This window comes from Sutcliffiella horikoshii, from assembly GCF_019931755.1.
Lineage (GTDB): Bacteria > Bacillota > Bacilli > Bacillales > Bacillaceae_I > Sutcliffiella_A > Sutcliffiella_A horikoshii_E.
The window spans coordinates 648135-666357 of sequence record NZ_CP082918.1 but is presented as its reverse complement, the minus strand read 5'-3'; the positions used below and the strand labels follow the sequence as shown (position 1 = coordinate 666357).

The window sequence follows — 18223 nt, the reverse complement described above, 5'->3', positions numbered from 1 at the left end:
TTCTCCCATTTTTTGAGCTAGGAGATGATAAGTGGTTTGTGTTTGAGGACTGAGTAGTTTTTAGCAATATATTCTTGCACAAATTGAATCTCTATTCCATTGCTTGCCTGATATAGGACCTTCCACCAAAAGAGATTGTGTTCGAGAGAGTGCCTTTTCTCTTCAGGGATTTCGTGTTCATCAAAATACTCCTGCATCAACTCCTGAAAGTCTTTAAAATGAACGCCAACTACCTCTCTTACAAAATCATTATAGATCTCCGTGAGCAACTCTACCTTTAACTCCTCGGAAATTGGCAGGTCATTTTTAAACTCCCCGGAATGTGTTGCAGACTGCGCAAAACCCACGACATTATCAGCTATTTCAAACTTCTTCATTACATCCATCCCTTCTAATTATAGTTTTGTACAAGGATAGGATTCGACATTTATTTACAAATCCCTTCTGTTGGATTACGATTTATTCCTTTTAACTTGGCACTTGTCCCTGTCAAATCTACTACTAATTCATATGCTAGTAGAAGTACTAGATTCTTTCTTAAGGAGCGGATTTAATTGATAGAAGGTAAAGATGTGATTTATTTTAATGCTGATGGAGAAATCGTGGATCCATTGGAAGAAAACCTGCCACTTGGTACTTCCATATCGTTTTGTGCCAGTGCCATCGTGCCGGACGGGTTCACTTTTGATTTTTCCGGATTTGATTCAAGTATTTGCTCAGATTTGAGTGAGTTGTTTTGTGTAGTAAGACCTGAAGAAGTTCAAGGGACTGCTGCAAATCCTTGTGGCGGCACGATTACTTGCCAGCTTTTTGTGAATGCAGTCAGATTGGTCGGTACCGCAAGATTTCAAGTGAACATAGGAAACTTAATCCCCAACACACCCGGCACTCCACTAGGACCTGGACCTTGCAGACTTGGTATGGAAACAACCGTGTTTGTGAATGAAGTATTGACCTATTTCCCTCAGGGAGATACTTGTCGGGAAAAATGCTTTCGAAATGAAGGTGCATTTGCAGGCCTTCCCACTGTGACTACAGATGAATGCGGTCGTGAAATCGTAACATTCTTCGGCGGAATTTTCTTAGGCTTTGATGGTTGTTAATCGTTTTTGAAAATAGTAAAAGGAGCGAAAGATAATGATAGAAAATAAGAAAGCTGTTTATTATAACTCAGAGGGGAAAATGGTAGAGGAACCTGAAATTCAGCAAGACGGTTGCAACCTTCGTTTAGAGTACTGTGCAAGTGCTGTCGTACCGGATGGCTATACATTCCGTTTCATGAATTTTGACTCGTTCAAGGCCTGTTCTGACTTAAGCGACCTTGTTTGCGTGCTTAAATTGGAAGAATTAGAAGGTACCTGTACGGATGCAAGCGGCCGCACAATCCCTTGCCCAGTGCTGGTTGATGCAGTACGTCTTATTGGGAATGCAAAGTTTCACATCAATGTAGGAGAATTGATTCCAGACTTGCCAGGCTTCCGTTTTGGACCACCTTGTGAACTTACCATGGATGTTGTGCAGACTGTAAATCAAGTCATCTCATATACCTGCCCACAAGATAGCTGCCAGGACCGATGCTTTGATACAGTTGGTTCGTTTGCATTTGCACCGCAAATCACCATTGATAATTGCGGTCGCCAAGTGGTAACAGTACGGGGAGGATTGTTTCTAAGATTTTTAGGATGTGACGAATAGATTCTCCCCATCACATCCAATACAAAGAAACAGCAAACAGATATTGTGCCAAATAATAAGGGATCATCACCAAAAAGTTTCTATAGGTTAGCTTTCCGATAAATCTATCCCAGGCAAGAATGGCATCGGAAAAGAAAAACAAGATCGCACCTGCTATCATAAGCGGCTGTTGACTATAGAATGCTGCCCATACCATGGACGTGATGATCACTACATATGCCGTAACCGCAAGAAAAAGTGCGATGCCCCCTGAATGGAAAACACCCTTGGACAATTTTACGAGGTAAAAAATAGCTGTGAAAAGTAACGCCCCAGTAAGCCAAATTTTCACCTCTCCGCCGCCTGGGACATATAAAAACGCAACAACATAGCATACATGTCCAGCCAAAAAGGATACCAATCCATAGACAAAGCGATCCTTGGGTAACATCAAAAATATATCACCTATTATAGAAAATAGTAACCCAACCAATATCCACCAGCTAAACGTAGAAGATAAATCCTCCATCCCCCACAAAGCTACAAGGATAATAATCACCATCGTCCCTGGCTTTAAAAGATACATCCATTTTGCAAGTTGTTTTTCGGCCGAATAAAGATAAAAAATACCCAAAAGCATGGTGAGTATGGAAAGTGAAAGCAACAATATAAATCCCCCTTTGTACTCTCTATTTTAATCCACAGACAGAAACCTTAGAAGCTAGATGCAAAATAATTCCCACCTCCCTTGCCTCCGCTCCATCATCCATGCTAGACTGATAGTAACTTTTAAAGAAATGGAGGGTTTTCCTATGACTGCAAGTATGCGACTTCGATTCCCAGCTTTGAACCGTTAATTGAATACGTTCAAAGGCTCTGCCTGTGTGCAGAGTATATGGGATTGGTCTGCCTACTTTTAGGAAACCTTTATTTTACGATGCTAATATGATTGTAGAAAAAAGAGGGGACAGTCTACCCTCTTTTTGTTATGCCTTTTTTAAGTGCAGCCTTTAAGGGCTGATTTTGCCCTACCCATCAACTCTTCTCACAGGACGCCAAAATAAAAATGAAGAGGAGAATGAATGATGACTTTAACAAAAGAAAAAGTAATAGAAATTGCGAAAGATAATGGCCTGGATATACTGGCCGACTCACTGACTTTTAACGAATCAGGACTGGACTTCCTTGTGGTATTTGCTGAAGATGCTAATGGTGCAGAATGGGTATTACGCTTCCCCAGAAGAGAAGATGTGATGGCTTCCACCAAAAAGGAAAAACGCACCCTTGATTTAGTAAGCGCAAAGCTAAGTGTAGAAGCACCAAACTGGTTGATTTACACGGATTCACTGATTGCTTATAAAAAACTCCGTGGAGTGCCGGCCGCTACTGTAGACCCAGAGGCACAGGCATATATTTGGGTACTCGACGAAAAGAACGTTCCAACTGTGTTTAATGAAACACTTGCAGAAGCTTTGGTATTTTTACACCGGATTGACCACGAGGAAGCACGTCATGCCGGTCTCCCTGTTGAAACACCTGAAGAAATCCGTGCAAACATGGCAAAAAGGATGGAAAAAGTGAAAGAGAAATTTGATGTCGATCCAGGACTTTGGCAAAGGTGGCAGGACTGGTTGGAGAATGACTCTATTTGGCCAAAACAAACCGCCCTTGTTCACGGGGACCTTCATGCCGGTCACATCTTAATTAATGAAGAGAATAAGGTCACTGGCTTTATCGACTGGACCGAGGCAGCCGTAGGAGACATCGCCATCGACTTTGTAGCACACTACCGAACATTTGGAGAAGATGTGTTGAAAGAGTTAATTCATCACTATGAAAAAGCCGGCGGTTACGTGTGGCCAGGAATGGCTCAGCACGTAATGGAACTGACTGCAGCCTACCCGATCGCCATAGCGGAGTTTGCGATAAAATCTGGCTTGGAGGAATATATGGAGATGGCGAAGCAAGTATTAAGAGGTAAAGAATAGATCTAGAATTGAAAGAAGGGTTCTCTCGCTAAATGCGAAAGAACCCTTCTTTATCTCACTCCTCAATCTGCTTCAACGAATTCTCCACAAAAGCATACGCATAACTCTCCGACACTCTTTCCGCATTAAAGAAAAATGCATACACGTCCTCATCCACGCGGAAACTTATTCTGTACGTATCTGAAAAAGAATTTTTTCTATGCCTATAGTAGACAGTTTTTCCGGCAATAGTTTTCTCTTCACCAATAAGGTTGCTATTAATTAAATCGATATGACTCGTTTCTCCATTTAAAATGTTCAGCCCAACCATGTGTTTATCATTCAACAGAAACTCCCCATAAATCAAATCCGTAGATTTCGATAACTTCCTAAGTTCCTCTGACTCCCCTTCCTCATCACCCGCTTCTAGAGTACTATACACAAAAGCTGCCATAACCGGATCGCCTAAATACTCCTCATCACCTTTAAGAAGGTATCCGTCATGCATGATAAAAGCAGTCCGTAAAGGAACATCTGCATGAAACGGAATATGAACATCTGTCCCAAGCTTAGCAGATGCCGCTTTTTCTAAACTGGTATAAGGGGTCACCCCTCCATTGCCAGCTTCCACCCCAGTTTCCTTTTCATCCTCCACCGTCAAACTCTTTTCCGTATCTTCTGTAAAAATCAACTCTGTAGCAAGAAAGTACCCACCAACCACCAATAACAACCCAGCCAACATAAACGAAAATACCGGCCTCATATCCCATCTCCTTTGTTGTCTTTTCTCCGGTTGCCTAACTGACCCCATCACTCTTTCATGGAGTTCTCTCTTCCCTTCATCATCCATCCTGATCTCTTGGTACCCTTTCAATGTCCGATCCAAGCGACTCTCATCTTTCTCATGCGTCATGGTTATACCCCTCCTTCAGCAATTGTTTTTTCAAGGCTTCCAACGCTCTATGCAAAGTCGTCTTCACCTTACTTTCATTCCAACCCAAGATTTCTGCTGTCTCCCTCACCGTCAAATCCTTTATTTTTCGTAAAATAATGACCTCCCGATAAGACCTTTTCAATTGTTGTAGGGCACGATACAGATACGCCTCATATTCCCCTTGTTGCGCCACCTGTTCTGGTAGATATTCCGTTGTGGAAAGCATGGCAGTAGCTGCAAAAGAATCCGCCACATAACGAAAAGGCTTCCTCTTCCGAAACTCATCAATTGTCGCATTCCGGGCAATCCGATACAGCCAATTCCTTTCACTTGTCTCCCCTTTAAATCGATTCATGCTATGATAAGCCTTGATATACGTATCATGCGTCAAGTCCCTCGCCATTTCTGGATCACCGGTCATCATCAGAACATAACGAAAAACCTCATCACTATAACGCTCATACCAATCATTCAGCTTTCGAATGGACCATTCTCCCTCCATTTATTTCACCTATCTCTCTATAGCTATCGCAAATTTGCTTACTTTAAGGACGTGAGGATTGTTCTTTGGTTACACTTTTTCAAAAAAAGATTCCATCTGCAACTCTAGTTTACACTAGAATGTAGATGGAACCTTTTATAGCTTTATTTAAATTTGACTAGCTTTGCAAGTTCGACTATATCCTCTTTCAACTGCTCTGCTTCTTTGTCTGTCATATCCTTAAATTGAAAGGGTGTAGAAAAAAGATAAACATACTTTTCGGTTACGACTTCAAGTTTCACTCCCCCATATTCTTGGTTTGAGACAGTCAATACTGCCCCGTGATCCCCAACTTTCATCTCAGTGGATTCATAGGATGCTGACGGAAATTCTTCATGTGGTAATAGGATTTTCATCATTTGCTCAATAGAATACTCATTTTCCTGAGTATGAATATGAATCAATTCAGGAGAACGATTTCCAAGCTGGTAGGAGTATGCACCATAGAGACTTTCCTCCGAAATTAATGGCTTTCCAATGATGGCATCAATATAGTCTTCTGCATTCATTGGAAACACATGATATTCCGAATCAAATTCGATACTTTTATCATCTGCATTTTTCTCCGTATTTGGAGCTGCTTGATAAAGATCTTCCTCTTTCACAGCCACTTCCTGTTGGTCTATTACGAAAATTGGAATACTTATCATCAGTAATAATGTTGCGATGGCTATTAGAAGTTTTGAGGCAACTCGCCTTTTCTTGATGCTTCGGATACTGTATCCAATTTGATCTCTTACCAATCCTGCACGCTCCTGATTCCACTCCAAATCATGCTCCAATCTCTTCAGTGATTGCTCCAAACGGGAGTCACTTTCCAACTTGCTTCTCATCATTATTAACCTCCCTCTTCATTTTCTCCTCCAAGGTCTGCATCGCCCGAAACAAAGTAGACTTCACTTTACTTTCGGACCATTCCAAGATATGGGCTGTTTCTAATATGGAAAAGCCTTTAATCTTCCTAAGAATGATTACCTGCTTATATGACGCTTTCATATTACTTAAAGCCTCATAAAGTTCTCGCGAATTCTCTCTAAGAATGATGATATCCTCTGAAGATGCTGCCAGTTCTTTATTAAATACTTGATGGAATAACCTAATCGGCTTCATTTTGCGCATGTAATCGACAGTAGTATTATGTGCAATTTTGAAAAGCCATGTTTTCGGGGAAGAATCCCTTTTAAACGTATGATGATGCTTATATGCCCTTAAAAAAGTCTCTTGCGTCAAATCCTCCGCCTGCTGACTGTCCTTGACCATGAGAATAATATATTTGAAGATAGTCTGATGATACTGGCTATACCACTCCTCTATCTCATTTTCTTTATAAAATGACACCGGCTTTCCCCCTTCATTTTTTTGACACTGTATAGACGGGCGAACTTCAAAAAAGTTTTGAAATAATTTTAAAAATAAAAGAATGGCTTCCTGCCTCTTACACAGAAGCAGGAGAACCATCCTTATAGTATCTTCACTTCATTCCAGATTTGTTCCAACGTTTTTCCCTCTATCACTGCTTGATTAAGTAATTCCTCCACCGTCCCAAATGACTGCAGATCTCTTTCAGAGTTCGATAGATGCCATTGTCCAGAATGGTTATTTAGGTGATAAATAGAACTATTCAAGCTGAAACTCACCATTCCTTTTAATTGGATGTCTTCCTTTAATTGATCATAGGAATAGTTCAGCTTTTCCACAATCATTTCGCCGAGCATTTGAATGTCGCTGTCCGTGTCCGCCCGGAAGGTTTCTATTAACTGAAGCAGTGTATCCTCATCTAGCCGATAAGTTAAGTAGTTCCAAACATTGCCTGCAACCTCCGACCTAATGTATGGATCCAGGTGCTTGCTCAACAACACCAGCTGTTTCCCTAACCACTCCTCATCTACATCCCCTTGAGACAAGGTGCCTATGGCGATTACCAATTCCTCAGAATTATTCTTTTCTCTCAACTTCTCAAAGTCTTCTTTACTATAATCTTTAAATTCAAAGGAGCCATCAAAAACAAACTCCTCTTCTTCTACATACAAATTAGCAAGAAACTCTTCGAAAGACGATGCCAATTTTACTAGCTTCCCACTATCACTTTCCACATAGACAATCTCAGGGTCTGATTGGACCTTACGATAGTCAAATGCCAACCAACTATGGCCATCCCCGTTAAATAATATCAGTCCCTCGGGCAACCCCCATTCTTTAATAAAATAAGAGTTTCCTAGAATGCCGTTTTCCTTCCCTATCCCCATGATATACTCCACCTGGACATAGCTGTCTCCCCAGTCAGTAGGCACAGGACTCGGATGCGCGTTATAGACGATCTGGCCTCCGTTTTGCGCCATTAATAATTCAAGGTAGGCTTTGGGAAGGCGGACTTTGAGTCTATTCTCTGCCTCTTTGATATCCGATACAGTTAATGGTTTTAACTTATATTCATCAGATTCAGTTGCTTTCCATATAGTCAAGGGCTTGCTCCTTTTAATAGTTTTTAGGTTTATTTTACCATATACTTTTAATGGACGTTGGAACTTTGGATATCTATACAGGGCTTTTTCTTCGTAACCGAATGAAGACATTCCCACTTTAATTTCCGGGCCACTGACGTCTTCATAAGCCAAATGAAGACCTCCCTACTCCCAAATCCACTTCACTGACGTCTTCATAACCCGAATGAAGACCTTCATACTCCCAATTCCACCTCACTGACGTCTTCATAACCCGAATGAAGACATCCCCGCTCCCAATTCCAACGCACTGACGTCTTCATTCCCAAAAATAAAGCCCACCTTGGAAAGAAAGGCTCCTATATTGCTTCTTAACAATAAAAATAACCGGAGACCCTCCCAAAAAAGGTCACCGGTTTCTATATTCTCATTCAAATCCTCATATCCCAACGCTCTTGCTCCGTCTCCTTCAACTGCTTCTCCGTTTCTTCAGGATAAACAGTACGGAACTTATGGTCATCAGCTGGAATGATTTCCACCATTTTTTCGATCATATCTTCAGGATGGAACTCTTTCAACTGCTCTTCCTGCTCTATCATGGCTTCTTTTCTAGTAAAATGCTTTTCTTCATCAAACCACTTCCACTTTTCCTCAGCGGCTCGTTTATTGAAACCAGTTGCGTATGGGCCTGGATTGATTGTCGCCACTTTCACACCGAACTCTTCCAGCTCAGATTTCATCGTCTGTGCGATACCTTCCAGTGCATGCTTGGTTGCCGTGTAAGGGCCCACATACGGTGTCGCGGAGATGCCAGCCATGGAACTCATGAAGACTATCTTTCCGCTTCCTCTTTTCACCAGCTTCCTAGCAGCAATTTGGGCAGTTTCAAGTGTCGCAAAAACATTGATTTCAAAAAGGGCGCGAAATCTTTCCATCGGCACTTCCCCAAGCGGCCCCCCCTCATTGATCGCAGCATTTGCCACAAATACATCAAAATCGTATTTTTCCATCTGCTCCAAATCAAGAGGGTTCGTAATATCCAGCTTGAAAACTTCCATATCCAGCCCTTGATTCTCCACTTCCCGCAATAGATCCGTTTTCTGGGATGTCAGTTCCGTTGTGGCGATGACTCTATGCCCCTTCTTGGCAAGACCTAACGCAGTACCTCTTCCAAGCCCAGTTCCCGCTCCTGTAATGAATATTGTTTTAGCCATTTGAATTCCTCCTGAAAAATAGGTTATCGTTTTGTGTTCCCTGAAGGAGTAGTGGCAAAACAAGAAGCTAATATCGTGGGCCGTTTAAAGCAAATCAACTTTTATCTTTCCATCTCCATCACCGCAAAATAATTCTCTTCCCCATCGGCAAAATTAAACACTTTACCAGAAGGCATATGGACCATCTCGCCAACTGTTACATTTTCTGCAGTCAATTTACTATATAACCCTTCCAGATCCTCCGTGAAAAACATCAAAGAAGGTGTACCCAAGTTAAGCTCCGGTGACATTTTAGCAACAAACTCCTTATTGTGGAGGATGATGCTTGTTTCCGATTCCTTAGATGGCGCTATTTCAATCCATCTCATCCCTTCCCCGTTATCTTCTTCCGAAATTATTTGGAACCCTACTTTTTCCGTCCAAAACTTTACCACTTCATCCTGGTTATTAACGTAAAGCATGACTTGACCGAGCTTATTAATCATTGTTTTTCCTCCTTCAAGGTTTATGTAGTAACCATTTCTAGACATTTTATAAAAATCCTTTAAGTGAATGGAACAAAAAGTCTTTTCATCATTCAAAAACTTATGTAAACTAAAATTATTAATAAGTTAACAAACCAAGGGGGGGTCATCAAATGACTGCAAAAAACGAAAGATTAAGATGGCTAATATTATGTTCTATGTTCGCTGCGATCACAGCAGTGCTGGCACAAATGGAAATCCCATTGCCGCTTGTACCGATCAGCGGGCAAACACTTGCAGTGGGACTTGCTGCAACAATCCTTGGTAGCAGATATGGAGCAATGTCGATGGTCTGTTACGTCCTGTTAGGAGCTGTGGGTTTGCCGGTGTTTGCTGAAATGAAGGGCGGAGCAGGGGTATTGGTCGGTCCAACAGGCGGATACATATTCGGCTTCATCCTAGCTGCATTCTTTACCGGTTACATTTTAGAAAAAACATCTTTCACATTAAAATGGGCAATGATAGCCAACACCGTTGGGATGATTATCACCCTTGTGATGGGAACCATTCAGTTGAAATTTGTGATGGATATCACATGGGCGGATGCGTTGAAATTTGGAGTTTACCCTTTCATTGTTGTAGGTCTCATTAAAGCATTCTTGGCAAGTTGGATTGGAATTACAGTAAGAAGACGTCTGAAGCAGGCTAACCTTTTGCAGGTAAAAGGGGATGTGGCTGCGTAATACTCTGGTGTATAATAAAAAAAGAGAGAAGTGCGCCAACACCTCTCTCAACGATTGAATCTTAGTATGAAAGCCACCTTTTTCTTTTACCGAAGCAGAAGGTGGTTTTCTTTTGGCCAAATTCCTTGTGATATCACTATCACGCCACCATCTTTCTTCGGTCGGTCCCTGTAAATAGGAGCCCTAACCACAAACCAATCCCTATTAAAAAGAATATCATGAAGGAACTAATCGCAATATACACCTCTCCAGTAGCAAACCCTGTTGTAAATGCCACAAACAAACTAAATGCGACCAAACCAACCGCCACTGCATATAAAATGGCCCTAACCCTATTCATCGCATATTTCTTTCGCGTCTCTCTAGTTAACCCACTATACGTAATGATGGCAATCCCAAACACCACGAAAATCGCAGTCCCTGTAACAGCTTCCAATTCCATATCCATAAAATACAACATGGCAGATGTTAATACACCGAATAGAATAAGCAATATTCCAGTGATTAATCCTGCAGCTGAAATCCGAGCTGTCATGGAAGAATACACCGCCTGCTTCGCTTTGTTCTGCCCGACTTCACGCATATCATCAACAAGTCCGCTAAGGTCTCCCATAGAACTAACCGCTTCCTTGAATGCCGCCGACTCATCCATTCCGTCCTTCTTGTAGTCCGCGATTTTTTCTTTCAGGTTAGTTGTTAGCTCTTCTTTAAGATCAAATAATTGCTGACTTTCCCCAACACCGGAGAAAAGCCCATCTACATACGCTTGAACTTTTTTGTCCGCACTATTTCTCATCATTCTCGATTCCTCCCTCTATCAAGTAATTAAGTATCTCTTTTGCAAACTTCCATTCTTTCTTGTATTGCTCGTATCGTGCCGAACCGTCTTCTGTTATCCGGTAGTATTTGCGGCGACCACCTTGGGTTTCATCCCCCCAATAAGAAGCAATAGACCCTTCCTTCTCCAGGCGCCGAAAAGCAGTATAAAGCGTTGCCTCTTTCAGCTCATACTGATTTTTACTCAGCTCAATAATGGTCTTATAAATCTGATAACCATAACTGTCCCCTTGGCGAAGTACATTCAGAATAATCGTATCAGTATGACCCCGTATTAAATCAGTCGATATTTTGTTTTCCACATTCCATCACCTCCTGGTTATAATTTACAACATATTACTGTGTGTGTCAAAGTAATTTCCCTGATAAAGTACTTGTTTGGAGAATTTCCAATGAAAATTTTTATTTTTTTCCAAACCCAAACAGTGGATGCATCGTCTAAAATGAAGAAAGGAGGGATGTCTACATGAACGAGCTAGAACATGTAGTTGTTTCTAAGGACAATGTGATAGATAAGGAACAACTTATTCAAGAGCTAATGAATGAGAACGGGGATTCGGTTCTCCATCTTGTTTTTTCATATGTAAAGAGCCAGACGATAGCGGAGGATTTAACGCAAGAGATTTTTATTAAGTGCTATGAGAAGTTGGAACAATTCAATCACCAGTCTTCCATAAAAACTTGGCTCTACCGCGTTGCCAGCAACCATTGCAAAGATTATCTAAAAAGCTGGCATTATCGAAAGCTACTACTCAATGAAAAAATATTGAACTATATACCTTCCAAAGCAAAAGATGTCGAGGTGGAGGTAATAGCTAAAAGTGAAGAAACCAGCCTTACCAATGCAGTAATGGAATTACCTATACAATACCGTGAAGTGGTGATCCTTCATTACTATGAGGAGCTCCCTTTGTCAGAAATAAGCGCTATTACTTCAGTAAATGTCAATACATTAAAAACAAGACTTAAACGAGCAAGGGAAATTTTAAAAGAACACATGGTGGAGGAGGTATAAAGAATGAATGATCCATTTCTAAATTTTAAAAAATCTATGAGGAAGAATGTTTTCAAGGATTTTTCTTTTACGGACGAAAGGAAAGTTAGAGTGAACGAAGCGATACAGGCAAAGCGTTCATCCTCTACGCTTCACTCATTTAGTAAAGATACCATTCTTGCAATTTTGAAATCTCTACAACTGGAGGCCAAACACGGCTTTGAGATTTCCACACAACTTTTCCAAATAGAAGAACATTATTTTTTGCACAATGAAGGACAGCTTTATACACTTTTACATTTGTTAGAGAATAAAGAAGTTTTGGTTTCTATGTGGAGAGCGGATAAGAAGTATTATGCACTAACCACAAAAGGTAGGAAGTACTTGTCATCGGCATCTAAAAAAGGATATGTCAAACAGCCGTATTTATTAAAAGAACTTCTAAAGGAGGTCTCCTTATGAGCTCCCCCATTTTTAATGAATTTTTAGCAAAAGTAATTTCTAAAGTAAAGTCCAAAGAAGCTCACAAAATGATTGAGAAAGAGCTCCATCATCACCTCCTAGAACTAAGCCAGTCATTCCAGAATCGTGAGGATTCCAGAGAAAAAGCAGAGGAAAAAGCCGTTCAAGAAATGGGTAATCCTTATTCAATCGGGGAGAGATTAAATAAGCTTCATAAGCCTAGAATGGACTGGATGCTCATTATTATGTTTACCATTATAGGAGCGATCAGCTTTCTCCCCTTAATCGGGAATGCACCCGGCTCTATATTTTTGGAAAAGCAGGCAATCTGGTTCAGCCTGGGAACAATCGTCCTGATTTCGTTTCTATTCTTTGATTATAGGAAACTGAAAAATTGGTGGTTATTTTTTTATAGTAGTGGCGTTCTTTTGCTTTTATACATTCTTGTATTCGGCGTTTCAGCAGCCGGAGTCAAGAGATGGGTTTCATTTGGCGGAATTACGGTGGATGCGGCTACCATATCTATGCTTTTGTTTTTCCTAGCGTGGTCTGGTATTTTCACTAAATCTGACATGTTTCATGGGTGGAAACAAGGTTTGATGTTTGGTCTATTCTGGATACCATTTCTACTTTTTATGATTCTTCCTTCCTTTCCTTACAGTATTTTTTACTTTTTCTGTGTATTAATGATGCTCACTTTTTCCCATATATCGAAAAAGAGTAAAGTCATCATGATCACAGCAAAACTGACCACATGTCTACTTTTTATTTTGCCGATTTTAATCAAGTTTCGTGGCTTCCTTTTAAGTGAAAAGTTATTTTCTTTTCTTTCCCCTGAAGAATATGTAAATGGACCGGGTTATATGTACATCTTAATCAAGGAATTCCTTGCTGACGCAGGCTGGTTGGGAAATGGTCTAAATGGTAACAGTGCCATTCAATCCCTTCCGGACGCCCATACAGATTTTGCTTTCCCCTATCTTGTTCACTCACTCGGCTGGGCATTTGGAATATTTCTCTGTATATTATTAATTTTGTTCATATGGAAAATTTCGCGAAATGCAAGCAAGACGAAAGATTCTTATGGGAGGTTATTAGTAGTTGGTGGAGCTACTTTAATCGCGGTACCAGCTATATGGAACATTCTTATGGGGTTAGGTTTTGCACCGATAATAGGTGTATCATTACCATTCATCAGTTATGGTGGGACCACACTACTTTTTTACTCTGCCGTTTTAGGGATTATCTTAAGTGTTTACAGGCGGAAAGATATAGTCGAACCAAGTGAAATTTAGTTCTGAAATAAAAGGGAGGTTTCTACTGTGTACTTGTAGAGACCTCCCTCATTTTATTACTTAAACAACTCTTTCAACAAAGTCCAGAACCCCTTCTTCTTCTCAGGCTCCGCTTCCTTCGTTTTCTTCTCTTCCATCTTGATTGCCTCCGTTTTAATGACAAACTGTACGGAAGTAACTTTCTCATTCTCTTCAGATACAAACGACACCGGCTTGAAGTCCGATTTATCGTATTCCTGAATCATCTTGTCAATCTCAGCTTGCATTTTCGCAGGCAGATCTTTGGTTTCAGAGTACAATTCCTCCGTTCCCTCAGATAACTCATCCACTCCAGATGACAATTCACTCGTACCATCCGTCAAGCCAATCAAGCCTGTATGAAGCTGTGAATAGGATGTGGACAGCTCGCCAACACCATTTGTATAACTCACAAGTCCTGAATGGAACTGATTATAGTTGGCTGCCAATGTTTCCAACCCTTTCGTCAGCTCAGCAAACCCACTCAAATCAGTTTCCTCTAATGAGGCGGAAAGCTCATCAGCAATCGTCGTCAACGTGCCACTCATCCCTCTTACTGCTCCATCAACCTGTGTAAGTGATGGCTCAATTGCAGCAAATGCTTCTTGCACCTGTGCATAAGTTCCTTTCACTTTTTGCGCAGCTGCATAGTTGGCTGCTAACTTATCCACAACTGCAGGGTCTGCTCCGCTCTCATACAAAGCGGCAATCTCTTCCTCGGATAGGTCGCCAGCAGGTATTTCCGTAATCGCACCGTCTAGTGCAACATACGCCGTAGCGTAGTTCTCTTGTAATTTTCCGAGTCCGTCTGCCGTATCATTCAAACCTTTCGCAAGCTCACGCAAACCTGCAGGTAACTCAGTCAAACTGCTTAAATCAACGTCAGCCGCACCAGCGGATAGTTCCCGGTTAATCGTTCCTAACGCTTCTTTTATCGAGCTCGAAGCCCCAATCAACTCAGATGAGGAACCATTCAGCTGATTGATTCCACTTTTATATTGTGCAGAACCATCACGAAGTTTCGCGGCACCACCATTCAACTCAGAAACCCCGTCCTGCAGCTGGCCAACACCATCATTCAATTGCCCGATGGCATCAGACAGCTCTGCCATATCATCGGTCATCCCTTCCGTTCCGGTTGTATCAATCGGAAGGCTGGATGGGACTGCAGCTATCTCGACACCATTGAATTCAAAGTTTTCCACATCAGCCTCCACACGAAGCTGCTCTTCTTTTCCAGGCATCACAGTAAATGTGATTTGTTTATTTTTCCCGACATTCGCCTGCATGCCACCAGAGGATGCGTCGATATTCTGATACGTATTCGGCATAGTTAAGGAAACCTGAAGCAAGTAATTTTCATAAAAGACAGGTGCAACGTTGTTGTTTGCCGCCGTCTCCACCTGTATTTCCACATGACCGCTTTCCCCGGCAAGCTCTGCAGGATTCACTTCACGACCATCCAAAAAATAAGTAACCGTCACATCCCATGGAAGTTCTGTTCCTTCCTCCAAGTCCCCTTGGTAGTAGAACTTTCCTTCCTGTTCCACATCGGCCACCACACGCTCGCCTTCTTGCTCAAGCTCGGTCATGTCCGTCAAGTTTTTCACCGTTTTATAATCACCGAAATCGAGGATCTCCCCCGCTTTCGCAACATCAAGCGTATTCACGACATAGATTGGGCCAAGATCTCCGTTTGCTTTCAGCGTGGCATAGACCACCTCTTCCTTAGTCCGGACATTCCGTTGGTCCTCAGCGTAAACGCCACTCACATTGCCAAGAAATGAAGGCAAGAAAATCATGCCGGCAAGTGTAACATAAAGTAGTTTTTTCTTTCTCATCATCACTTCTCCTCTTTAAAATTGGACTTATAGGTCGTTTTCTTGATGAATTTATCACACACAAGCAACATCGCCGGCAGGAAGAACAGCACCATGATAAACGCCAGCAACGCCCCTCTTCCAAGCAACAGACCGATTGAACCGACAATCGGGTTAGAAGACGTAATCCATAAAATAAAACCGACACTTGAAAGGATGGCTGCCGAAATAGAAATCGAGAAGGTCTTCTCATCCAACGTTTTAATAATTGCCTTCCTCGCAGACATTTCCTTTCGATGGTGCGTGTAAGCCTCTGTAAACAAGATTCCATAATCCACCGTTGCCGCTAACTGCACCGTACTGATGATTAAGTAGCCAACAAAGACCAACGAGGTTTCCGAGAAATACGGAATCGACAAGTTAATCCACACAGACGACTGAATTGCCAATAACAAGACAACCGGTATCGAAATCGACCGGAAACCAATCAATAACACAATGGCAATCGTCACGACAGTCAATACATTGACCAAGATATTATCCTTTGTCACTGTGTTTTTAATATCATACAACGTCACGCTCTCCCCAAGGCTGAGCGCGGAATCACCGTAATACTCGGTTGCGGCTCTATCCACATTTTCCACAATCGCAAAAGGAATGTCCCCTTCTGTCGCCTGGTTGGTGTTGATAACGATCCGGCTATAATTTTCCGAATAAAATTCATTTCGTACTTCTTCATCCAAGTACTCTGGCGGAATCACCGGGTCCACCATGTTCACGTAAGACACGACACTTGTGACATAATCCATGGACTCAAGCTCTGCCACAAGCTCCTCCTCTTTTGCCACCTCACCTTTCGGCACCAATAGCACAATCGGTGTGATTTCCCCAAAGGATTCGTTGATTTTGTTATAATCCGCACCTGCTCTCGTATGGTCTGGAAGTTCACCAAATCCATATGTAAAAGAGGTGTTCGTCTGCGCGAGGAACGCAGGGACCAATAATGCGAGTACGATAAGTAAACTTGGAAACCTTAATTTCACCACGAAGTTCCCGATTCCCTCAAAGCTTGGAATAAAGCTCTTATGCTGCGTCTTATCCATCCATTTATAAAAGAAAAGCGTCAATGCTGGGAGAAATACCATTACACTGATAAAACTCAGCACGATTCCCTTTACCAGGTTCAACCCAAGGTCAGATCCAATCTCGAATTCCATAAACGTAAGCGCAATAAATCCGAAAAATGTTGTCGCCGCACTTGCTGTAATGGCAGGGAACGACTTCTTCATCGCTAGCTCCATGGCCTCTTCAGGATTGTTTGTTTTTTTACGATAATCACTGAAACTGTGCAACAAGAACACCGCATAATCAAGCGATACGGCGAGCTGCAAGATCGGCGCCACTGACTGCGTCACAAAGGAAACCTCACCGATAAAGATGTTTGTTCCTAAGTTGATTAAGACGGACACGCCAATCGCCGTCAGGAAGAATACCGGTTCCACCCAAGATGTTGTGGAAATGATTAGAATGAAAATAATGATTGGCACAAGCAGCATGGCCGCATACATCGATTCGTTCCCCGCCATTTTCTGTGAGGTCGCCGTATTGATCGCTTCCCCAGCAATGGCACCTTTTTCGCCAATCAATTCATAAACAGCATCCGTAATGGCTACCTCATCCCCACTTCGGACACTGATGGAAAACAAGGCATTTCTATCCTTATAGTAGCTTTCGACCATCTCTTGATCCGCTATTTCGAGCGGGGTTTTCAAGTCGACTACATCATCGAGCCAGATTACCTCTGCCACTCCATCAATGGCTTCTAATTTTTCTTTATACGTAACGGCTTCCTGTATCGTCACATCGGATATCATGACCCGCGTATCCGGTACAGAGCCCGTAAATTCTTTTTCCATGATCTCCATTGCCTTTGTTGACTGGGCATCATCTGGCAGATAATCTACCATATTATAATTGACCGAGACAAAAAACTGCGCCACGGTCGAGATGATGGTCACCAACGCAAACACAATCAAAACAGCCTTTTTATGTTTTATAATACGTGATGCAATATTTATCGTTGTTCATCCTCTCTTGTGTCGTACCCCTTTTCATCTTATTATTATATTAGACACCGTGTTGGGTATACAACAAACAGTTGTGTTCCGGATGTTAGATAGACAACAAATCATTCTATTGTGTTGTTTTTTATGAAAGGCAGTGAGGAAGATGAGCGAAAAAATGGATAGAAGAAAGCAGTACACACGTATAGTGCTAAAGGAAAGTTTACTGGACTTGCTGAAGGAAAAATCCATTGCAAGCATTACAATAAAAGAAATATGTACAAAAGCCGATATAAATCGCTCCACCTTTTATGCCCACTATTCCAGTCAATACGACCTGCTGGATGCCATCGACGATGAGTTCACCGTAGACATGGTCAAAACGCTTAACCAATATAATTTCTCAAAAGAAGACGAGGCATACCAAATGACCGAGAAAATCTTTGAATACATCGCATCTAAGAGTGATATCTGCAAGATATTGCTGAGCGAAAACACCGAAGTGCAATTCCAGAAAAAAGGCATGATGATTGCGAAGGAATACATACTGAAGAATTTTATTCCTAGTAAACAAATCGATGTAGAAACCTTCGAATACTTAAGTATATTCTTTGTGAGTGGAAGTATTTATATGATAAAGAACTGGTTGGAGAGTGGGATGAATAAGACGCCTAAGGATATGGCGGGGTTATTGAATGAGTTTTTGAACCGTGGATTGAGAGGACAGGTGGGCTGAGGGGACAGGCACGCCGACAC

At 41.8% G+C, this 18223-nt stretch carries 21 protein-coding genes; 8 read left to right on the top strand and 13 right to left on the bottom strand.

The features are described from left to right. Window positions 1-17: 17 nt before the first annotated feature. The gene (locus tag K7887_RS03590) at window positions 18-377 is read right to left on the bottom strand and encodes a hypothetical protein (RefSeq protein ID WP_223492221.1); all 360 of its coding nucleotides are present in this window, start codon (window positions 375-377) and stop codon (window positions 18-20) included. 177 nt (window positions 378-554) lie between these two features. Between K7887_RS03590 and K7887_RS03585 the strand changes: the two genes are divergently transcribed. Both K7887_RS03585 and K7887_RS03580 read left to right on the top strand, forming a co-directional pair. Further along, entirely contained in the window at window positions 555-1103 is a 549-nt protein-coding gene (locus tag K7887_RS03585) for a hypothetical protein (RefSeq protein WP_223492220.1), read from the top strand. 34 nt (window positions 1104-1137) lie between these two features. Next, a complete protein-coding gene (locus tag K7887_RS03580) occupies window positions 1138-1695 on the top strand; it encodes a hypothetical protein (RefSeq protein ID WP_223492219.1) in 558 nt (185 codons plus the stop codon). Window positions 1696-1705: 10 nt separating this feature from the next. Here K7887_RS03580 and K7887_RS03575 read toward each other — a convergent pair whose 3' ends face one another. Then, window positions 1706-2341 (bottom strand): lysoplasmalogenase, encoded by a 636-nt coding sequence (locus tag K7887_RS03575; protein WP_223492218.1) that lies wholly within the window; start codon window positions 2339-2341, stop codon window positions 1706-1708. A 418-nt stretch (window positions 2342-2759) separates the two neighbouring features. On the opposite strand from K7887_RS03575, the gene K7887_RS03570 reads away from it, so the two are divergent. Further along, window positions 2760-3662, top strand: coding sequence for a macrolide 2'-phosphotransferase (locus K7887_RS03570; RefSeq protein WP_223493573.1), 903 nt, complete (start codon window positions 2760-2762; stop codon window positions 3660-3662). A 55-nt stretch (window positions 3663-3717) separates the two neighbouring features. On the opposite strand, the gene K7887_RS03565 is transcribed toward K7887_RS03570, so the two are convergent. From K7887_RS03565 to K7887_RS03535, 7 genes are all read right to left on the bottom strand, one after another. Continuing rightward, on the bottom strand, window positions 3718-4554 hold the full coding sequence (locus K7887_RS03565; protein WP_223492217.1) for a hypothetical protein: 837 nt from the start codon (window positions 4552-4554) through the stop codon (window positions 3718-3720). Continuing rightward, window positions 4544-5077: an RNA polymerase sigma factor gene (locus K7887_RS03560; RefSeq protein ID WP_223492216.1), complete on the bottom strand. Its 534-nt coding sequence runs from the start codon at window positions 5075-5077 to the stop codon at window positions 4544-4546. Before K7887_RS03560 ends, K7887_RS03565 begins: the two co-directional genes overlap by 11 nt. 143 nt (window positions 5078-5220) lie before the next feature. Beyond that, entirely contained in the window at window positions 5221-5952 is a 732-nt protein-coding gene (locus K7887_RS03555) for a hypothetical protein (protein ID WP_223492215.1), read from the bottom strand. Continuing rightward, window positions 5927-6454 carry an RNA polymerase sigma factor gene (locus K7887_RS03550; protein WP_223492214.1) on the bottom strand — a complete coding sequence of 176 codons (528 nt, stop codon included), beginning with the start codon at window positions 6452-6454 and terminating at the stop codon, window positions 5927-5929. The genes K7887_RS03555 and K7887_RS03550 overlap by 26 nt, the downstream gene beginning before the upstream one ends. A 122-nt stretch (window positions 6455-6576) precedes the next feature. Next, a complete protein-coding gene (locus K7887_RS03545; protein WP_223492213.1) occupies window positions 6577-7731 on the bottom strand; it encodes an SMI1/KNR4 family protein in 1155 nt (384 codons plus the stop codon). 257 nt (window positions 7732-7988) lie between these two features. Beyond that, a complete protein-coding gene (locus tag K7887_RS03540) occupies window positions 7989-8771 on the bottom strand; it encodes an SDR family oxidoreductase (protein ID WP_223492212.1) in 783 nt (260 codons plus the stop codon). A gap of 101 nt (window positions 8772-8872) precedes the next feature. Continuing rightward, the gene (locus K7887_RS03535; RefSeq protein ID WP_223492211.1) at window positions 8873-9256 is read right to left on the bottom strand and encodes a VOC family protein; all 384 of its coding nucleotides are present in this window, start codon (window positions 9254-9256) and stop codon (window positions 8873-8875) included. Between the two features lie 152 nt (window positions 9257-9408). Between K7887_RS03535 and K7887_RS03530 the strand changes: the two genes are divergently transcribed. Continuing rightward, window positions 9409-9978: a biotin transporter BioY gene (locus tag K7887_RS03530; protein ID WP_223492210.1), complete on the top strand. Its 570-nt coding sequence runs from the start codon at window positions 9409-9411 to the stop codon at window positions 9976-9978. Between the two features lie 139 nt (window positions 9979-10117). Here the strand turns inward: K7887_RS03530 and K7887_RS03525 are convergent, their stop codons facing one another. After that, on the bottom strand, window positions 10118-10777 hold the full coding sequence (locus K7887_RS03525) for a permease prefix domain 1-containing protein (protein ID WP_223492209.1): 660 nt from the start codon (window positions 10775-10777) through the stop codon (window positions 10118-10120). Then, window positions 10764-11117: a PadR family transcriptional regulator gene (locus tag K7887_RS03520; RefSeq protein WP_223492208.1), complete on the bottom strand. Its 354-nt coding sequence runs from the start codon at window positions 11115-11117 to the stop codon at window positions 10764-10766. Before K7887_RS03520 ends, K7887_RS03525 begins: the two co-directional genes overlap by 14 nt. Window positions 11118-11281: 164 nt before the next feature. Between K7887_RS03520 and K7887_RS03515 the strand changes: the two genes are divergently transcribed. Genes K7887_RS03515 through K7887_RS03505 form a run of 3 tightly spaced genes read left to right on the top strand, consistent with a single transcriptional unit; the run spans window position 11282 to window position 13566 of the window. Further along, window positions 11282-11830 (top strand): sigma-70 family RNA polymerase sigma factor, encoded by a 549-nt coding sequence (locus K7887_RS03515; RefSeq protein WP_223492207.1) that lies wholly within the window; start codon window positions 11282-11284, stop codon window positions 11828-11830. A gap of 3 nt (window positions 11831-11833) precedes the next feature. Further along, window positions 11834-12271 (top strand): PadR family transcriptional regulator, encoded by a 438-nt coding sequence (locus K7887_RS03510; RefSeq protein ID WP_223492206.1) that lies wholly within the window; start codon window positions 11834-11836, stop codon window positions 12269-12271. Beyond that, entirely contained in the window at window positions 12268-13566 is a 1299-nt protein-coding gene (locus K7887_RS03505) for an FtsW/RodA/SpoVE family cell cycle protein (RefSeq protein ID WP_223492205.1), read from the top strand. The genes K7887_RS03510 and K7887_RS03505 overlap by 4 nt, the downstream gene beginning before the upstream one ends. A gap of 56 nt (window positions 13567-13622) precedes the next feature. Here K7887_RS03505 and K7887_RS03500 read toward each other — a convergent pair whose 3' ends face one another. Then, window positions 13623-15428 (bottom strand): YhgE/Pip domain-containing protein, encoded by a 1806-nt coding sequence (locus K7887_RS03500; RefSeq protein WP_223492204.1) that lies wholly within the window; start codon window positions 15426-15428, stop codon window positions 13623-13625. After that, window positions 15428-17371, bottom strand: coding sequence for an efflux RND transporter permease subunit (locus tag K7887_RS03495; RefSeq protein WP_223493572.1), 1944 nt, complete (start codon window positions 17369-17371; stop codon window positions 15428-15430). The genes K7887_RS03500 and K7887_RS03495 overlap by 1 nt, the downstream gene beginning before the upstream one ends. Before the next feature lie 262 nt (window positions 17372-17633). Between K7887_RS03495 and K7887_RS03490 the strand changes: the two genes are divergently transcribed. Further along, window positions 17634-18203 carry a TetR/AcrR family transcriptional regulator gene (locus K7887_RS03490; protein WP_223492203.1) on the top strand — a complete coding sequence of 190 codons (570 nt, stop codon included), beginning with the start codon at window positions 17634-17636 and terminating at the stop codon, window positions 18201-18203. The last annotated feature ends 20 nt before the right edge of the window (window positions 18204-18223 follow it).

Coding starts and splice junctions, on each gene's coding strand:
- K7887_RS03510 (WP_223492206.1), top strand. CDS start 11,834: ATGAATGATCCATTTCTAAATTTTAAAAAATCTATGAGGAAGAATGTT.
- K7887_RS03495 (WP_223493572.1), bottom strand. CDS start 17,371: ATGGTAGATTATCTGCCAGATGATGCCCAGTCAACAAAGGCAATGGAG.
- K7887_RS03555 (WP_223492215.1), bottom strand. CDS start 5,952: ATGATGAGAAGCAAGTTGGAAAGTGACTCCCGTTTGGAGCAATCACTG.
- K7887_RS03580 (WP_223492219.1), top strand. CDS start 1,138: ATGATAGAAAATAAGAAAGCTGTTTATTATAACTCAGAGGGGAAAATG.
- K7887_RS03515 (WP_223492207.1), top strand. CDS start 11,282: ATGAACGAGCTAGAACATGTAGTTGTTTCTAAGGACAATGTGATAGAT.
- K7887_RS03530 (WP_223492210.1), top strand. CDS start 9,409: ATGACTGCAAAAAACGAAAGATTAAGATGGCTAATATTATGTTCTATG.
- K7887_RS03500 (WP_223492204.1), bottom strand. CDS start 15,428: ATGATGAGAAAGAAAAAACTACTTTATGTTACACTTGCCGGCATGATT.
- K7887_RS03525 (WP_223492209.1), bottom strand. CDS start 10,777: ATGATGAGAAATAGTGCGGACAAAAAAGTTCAAGCGTATGTAGATGGG.
- K7887_RS03540 (WP_223492212.1), bottom strand. CDS start 8,771: ATGGCTAAAACAATATTCATTACAGGAGCGGGAACTGGGCTTGGAAGA.
- K7887_RS03565 (WP_223492217.1), bottom strand. CDS start 4,554: ATGACGCATGAGAAAGATGAGAGTCGCTTGGATCGGACATTGAAAGGG.
- K7887_RS03570 (WP_223493573.1), top strand. CDS start 2,760: ATGACTTTAACAAAAGAAAAAGTAATAGAAATTGCGAAAGATAATGGC.
- K7887_RS03505 (WP_223492205.1), top strand. CDS start 12,268: ATGAGCTCCCCCATTTTTAATGAATTTTTAGCAAAAGTAATTTCTAAA.
- K7887_RS03590 (WP_223492221.1), bottom strand. CDS start 377: ATGAAGAAGTTTGAAATAGCTGATAATGTCGTGGGTTTTGCGCAGTCT.
- K7887_RS03490 (WP_223492203.1), top strand. CDS start 17,634: ATGAGCGAAAAAATGGATAGAAGAAAGCAGTACACACGTATAGTGCTA.
- K7887_RS03535 (WP_223492211.1), bottom strand. CDS start 9,256: ATGATTAATAAGCTCGGTCAAGTCATGCTTTACGTTAATAACCAGGAT.
- K7887_RS03560 (WP_223492216.1), bottom strand. CDS start 5,077: ATGGAGGGAGAATGGTCCATTCGAAAGCTGAATGATTGGTATGAGCGT.